This is a genomic window from Microvirga sp. Mcv34 (genome assembly GCF_024519725.1).
In the GTDB taxonomy this organism is placed as follows: domain Bacteria; phylum Pseudomonadota; class Alphaproteobacteria; order Rhizobiales; family Beijerinckiaceae; genus Microvirga.
Genome location: NZ_JALJRK010000195.1, coordinates 1 through 2,636, shown reverse-complemented (window position 1 = coordinate 2,636; position 2,636 = coordinate 1). Strand labels below are relative to the sequence as shown.

General features: G+C 65.5%; 1 protein-coding gene and 1 pseudogene. Both read left to right on the top strand.

What is annotated here, in order from left to right:
- Positions 1 to 1,189, top strand: a 1,189-nt coding sequence (glgP, locus tag OC446_RS29955; protein WP_262032526.1) for an alpha-glucan family phosphorylase, incomplete at its 5' end; no start/stop codon positions are given.
- A gap of 24 nt (positions 1,190 to 1,213) precedes the next feature.
- Positions 1,214 to 2,636 (top strand): annotated as a pseudogene (locus OC446_RS29950) (phosphoketolase); the annotation flags it as partial.

The following is a 2,636-nucleotide window of genomic DNA, read 5'->3' as shown; positions in this document are numbered from 1 at the left end:
CAGCATCGGGACCTACCACCTCAACGAGGGGCATGCGGCCTTCCTGACCCTGGAGCTGCTGCGGCGGAGGCAACGTTCCGATCCTGGCGCCAATCGGCTGGCCCATGAGGTCGACCACGTCCGCGACATGTGCGTGTTCACCACCCACACGCCCGTCGAGGCCGGACATGACCGCTTCTCCTATGACGACGTCAGACGTGTCCTGGGGGCGGATTTCGTCCCTCTCGACGAACTCAAGCCCTTGGCGGGCGAAGACCGGCTCAACATGACACGGCTGGCCCTCAACCTCAGCGGCTATGTGAACGGCGTCGCGCGCCGCCATGCGGAGACGACCAAGCGGATGTTCCCCGGCTACAGGATCGCGGCCGTCACGAACGGCGTGCATCCAGTAACCTGGACTCATGAAGCCTTCGCCCGGCTTTATCAACAGATCCTGCCGAACTGGGGTCACGAGCCGGAGGTGCTGATCCGGGCCGAGCACCTTCGGGACGAGGATGTCTGGGCCGCGCACAAGGCGGCCAAGCACGACCTCCTGGAGGCGATCCGGCGAAGCACGGGCGTGGCCATGGATCCGGATGTGCCTCTGCTGGGCTTCGCCCGCCGCATGACAGGCTACAAGCGTCCCGACCTCCTGTTCTCAGATCTGCAGCGGATTCGTTCGATCAACGGCCGGTTTCCCTTCCAGGTGGTCATGGCAGGCAAGGCTCATCCGCGGGATGAAGAGGGCAAGCAGCTCATCCGGGAGATCCACGACTGGATGCGCGCGCTCGCCCCCGGCATCCGCATGGCGTTCCTGCCGAACTACGACATAGCCCTTGCCAAGACCCTGGTCGCCGGAACGGACGTGTGGCTGAACACGCCGCAACCGCCGCTTGAGGCGTCGGGAACGAGCGGCATGAAGGCGGCCCTGAACGGAGTCCTGAACTTGAGCGTTCTCGACGGCTGGTGGGTCGAAGCCTGTGTCGATGGCATCACCGGCTGGTCCATCGGCCGGGACGGAGCCGAGGAGGCCGGGCAGCATGCCGACGCGCTCTATGCCAAGCTCGAAGGACAGGTCCTGCCTCTCTACCATCAGGACCGTGCCCGCTGGGTCTGGATGATGAAGCAGGGTATCGCCAAGATCCCGTCCTACTTCAACAGCCAGCGCATGATGCGCCGCTACACGACCGAGGCCTATGTCCGGCCTTGAGGTACGTCTTCGGGAAGAGTGCTCATGAATCCATCGCAACATCCGCTGAGCCCTGACGAGCTGGACCGGATCGACGCCTACTGGCGGGCCGCGAACTACCTGTCCGTCGGCCAGATCTACCTCCTGGACAACCCGTTGCTGCGGGAGGAGCCGAAGCCCGAGCACGTGAAGCCGCGCCTGCTCGGGCATTGGGGCACGACACCGGGGCTGAACCTGATCTATGCCCACCTCAACCGGGTCATCCGGGCGCGGGACCTCAACGTCCTCTACGTCTGCGGACCCGGCCACGGTGGCCCCGGCATGGTTGCCAACACCTACCTGGAGGGCACCTACAGCGAGATCTATCCGGACATCTCGCAGGATGCTGAGGGCTTGCGAAAGCTCTTCCGCCAGTTCTCGTTCCCGGGCGGCATCCCAAGTCACGCCGCACCGGAGACACCCGGCTCGATCCATGAGGGCGGAGAGCTGGGATATGCGCTCCTGCATGCCTATGGGGCCGCCTTCGACAATCCGGACCTGATCGTCGCCTGCGTGATCGGCGACGGCGAGGCCGAGACCGGGCCGCTGGCCGCCTCGTGGCACTCCAACAAGTTCCTCAACCCCGCCCACGACGGCGCGGTTCTTCCGATCCTCCATCTCAACGGATACAAGATCGCCAATCCCACCATCCTGGCCCGGATGGACCGCGACGAGCTCGAAAGCCTTCTCATCGGTTACGGACACGAGCCTTTCTTCGTCGAGGGGAGCGAGCCCGAGGCAGTCCATCAGGCTCTGGCGGCTACGATAGACGCGGCTCTCGATCGGATCGCCGCAATCCAGAACGCGGCGAGGGCAGGCGGGCAGATCCAGCGCCCCCGCTGGCCGATGATCGTCCTGCGGACGCCCAAGGGCTGGACCGGGCCGAAAGAGGTTGACGGTCTCAAAACCGAAGGCTTCTGGCGCTCCCACCAGGTGCCGCTCGCTGAGACCCGCCGCAATCCCGCCCACCGGAAGCAACTTGAGGAGTGGCTGCGCAGCTACCGGCCGGAGGAACTGTTCGACGAGGCCGGAAGGCTGCGTCCGGAGATTGCCGCGCTGGCACCTGTTGGCGAGCGCCGGATGGGCGCTAACCCACACGCTAATGGTGGCCTGCTGATGCGCCCCCTGCGTCTGCCGGAGTTCCGGGAATATGCGGTCCAAGTCGATGGGCCGGGAAAGGTGGTCGGCGAAGCCACCCGTGTTCTCGGGACCTACCTCCGGGATGTGGTCGCCCTCAACGCTACGTCCCGCAACTTCCGGGTGGTCGGTCCGGACGAGACCGCCTCCAACCGCCTCGATGCCGTGTTCGAGAAGACCGACCGCGCCTGGATGGAGCCGATCCTGCCCGAGGACGTTCACCTCGCGCCGGAGGGACGGGTGCTGGAGGTGCTGAGCGAGCATCTTTGCCAGGGCTGGCTCGAAGGCTATC